The organism is Corallococcus sp. 4LFB (assembly GCF_046520365.1).
Taxonomy (GTDB): domain Bacteria; phylum Myxococcota; class Myxococcia; order Myxococcales; family Myxococcaceae; genus Corallococcus; species Corallococcus caeni.
Genome location: NZ_JBKGHJ010000880.1, coordinates 1 through 1,964, shown reverse-complemented (window position 1 = coordinate 1,964; position 1,964 = coordinate 1). Strand labels below are relative to the sequence as shown.

2 protein-coding genes are annotated in these 1,964 nt (G+C 74.2%); one reads left to right on the top strand and one right to left on the bottom strand.

Going from position 1 to position 1,964, the window contains the following annotated elements; all coding sequences use genetic code 11:
* The first annotated feature begins 172 nt into the window (after positions 1–172).
* On the top strand, positions 173–1,084 hold the full coding sequence (locus ACLEQD_RS42290) for a sensor histidine kinase (protein ID WP_410391623.1): 912 nt from the start codon (positions 173–175) through the stop codon (positions 1,082–1,084).
* 86 nt (positions 1,085–1,170) lie between these two features.
* Here the strand turns inward: ACLEQD_RS42290 and ACLEQD_RS42285 are convergent, their stop codons facing one another.
* Positions 1,171–1,848: an MXAN_5187 family protein gene (locus tag ACLEQD_RS42285; RefSeq protein WP_410391621.1), complete on the bottom strand. Its 678-nt coding sequence runs from the start codon at positions 1,846–1,848 to the stop codon at positions 1,171–1,173.
* Positions 1,849–1,964 lie beyond the last annotated feature (116 nt).

The following is a 1,964-nucleotide window of genomic DNA, read 5'->3' as shown; positions in this document are numbered from 1 at the left end:
TGGCCCGCCTCACGCAATCCGACGTGACGCTCCTGTCCGGTGACACGCAGGTCGCGCACGCGGGCAGCGCGGCGCCGCCCCACCGTGGAGCAGGTGCTGCCCCCTGGGCAACGCGGCCTCCGTGCGCCTCACCTTCAGCCGCGCCGCCGCGCGTGAGGCCGAAGAGGGCGTCATGCGCGCGTTCCTCCTCCTCGCGGGCCTGGGCCTGGGCTTCGCCGCGCTCCTGGGCCTGCTGGTGTCGCGCTGGATGACGCGGCCCGTGGAGGCCCTCACCTCCGGCGCGCGCCGCGTGGCGGAGGGCGCGCTGGACGTCCAGGTGACGGCCCGGGCCACCGGCGAGGTGGGCGAGCTGGTCCGGACGTTCAACCACATGACGTCCGAGCTGAAAAACACCACCGAGCGCCTGATGGCCACCGAGCGCATCGCCGCGTGGCAGGAGGTCGCGCGGCGGCTGGCGCACGAAATCAAGAACCCCCTCACCCCCATCCGCATGTCGCTGGAGACGCTGATGGCCGCCCACGAGGCGCGCCACCCCAGCTTCCCCACCCTCTTCAAGGAGAGCGCGGGCGTGGTGCTGGAGGAGGTGGAGCGCCTCAGGCGCATCGTGGACGAGTTCAGCCGCTTCGCGCGCCTGCCCAAGCCCCAGCTCGCCCCGGTGGACCTGGGCGAGCTGACCCAGAGCATCCTGTCGCTGTACGCCGCGCCGCCCGAAGGCATCCGGCTGGAGCCCGCGGTCCAGGCCGGCGTGGTGGCCCGCGCGGACCGCGACCAGCTCACGCAGGTGCTCGTCAACCTGGTGAAGAACGCGGAGGAGGCGATGACGGGCAAGGGCGGCGCGCTGCGCGTGCGCGTGAAGGGCACCGACGCGGACGCCATCGTCGAGGTGGAGGACGAAGGCCCCGGCATCCCCCCGGAGCACCGCGCCCGCATCTTCGAGCCCTACTTCACCACCAAGGACGGCGGCACCGGCCTGGGGCTCGCCATCGCCGCGCGCATCCTCCAGGAGCACGGCGGCCGCCTGGAGGTCGGCGGAGAGCCGGGCCAGGGCGCCCGCTTCAGCGTCGTGCTGCCCCGCGCGAGCTGACCGGCGGGCAGGGCCCCACGTGAAGAAGGCCCGGCACCTCGCGAGGAGGTCCCGGGCCTTCGGGCACCGCGCGGTGGCGGGGGACGTCAGTCCTTGACGGGCGTCGCCTTGAGGGCGGCCTTGCCCTCCTTCACGTAGACCTGGAAGCGCACCGTCTTGCACGCGTACTTCGTGACGAGCTGCTCCTTGTTCTTGCGCAGCTTCTGCACGAACTTGTCGTACGTCAGGCCATCCGCCTGCTCGCCGCAGCGCTCGCGGGTGGTGACGAACTCGCGGAAGACGTCCTGGAAGTGCTGCTCCTCCGACAGGGCCACCGCCGCCGCGCTGTTGGCGCCCGGCATGGGCAGCGGCACCGCCTGCGGCGCGTTGGAGCGCGGGGGCGGCATGGGGAGCTGCCTCGACGTGGGCCGGGTGCTCGCCTGGAGCAGCTCGCGCGGAATCGCCGCCACGCGCGTCGTCTCCGGGGACTCCGGATCCGACGTCTGCGCCGCCGCCAGCGCGAACGGATTGGCCGCCTGCTGGAGGGAGTACGCCGCCGTGGGCTGGTCCTCGAAGGCGAACGCGCCGTGACGCGGCGCCGCCGGAGCCAGGGGCTCCGGGGCCGGCTGCTCGAAGGGCATCGCTCCGCCCTGCGCGTACGCCGGAGGCGGCGTGAACGGCTCCGCGGCCGGCGGCGGGTAGGCCGCGGGCGGCGAGGGGAACGGGAACGACTCCGCCCCGGCGAACGGATCCGCCATCGGCGCGGCGGCCTGCGAAGGCGGCATCGCGAACGGATCCGCCACCGGCGCGGCGGCCCTGCGGAGGCGGCATCGCGAACGGATCCTCGGCCGGAGCCGGCGACCCCGGGAAGGGGAACGCATCCGGGCCGGAGAACGGATCC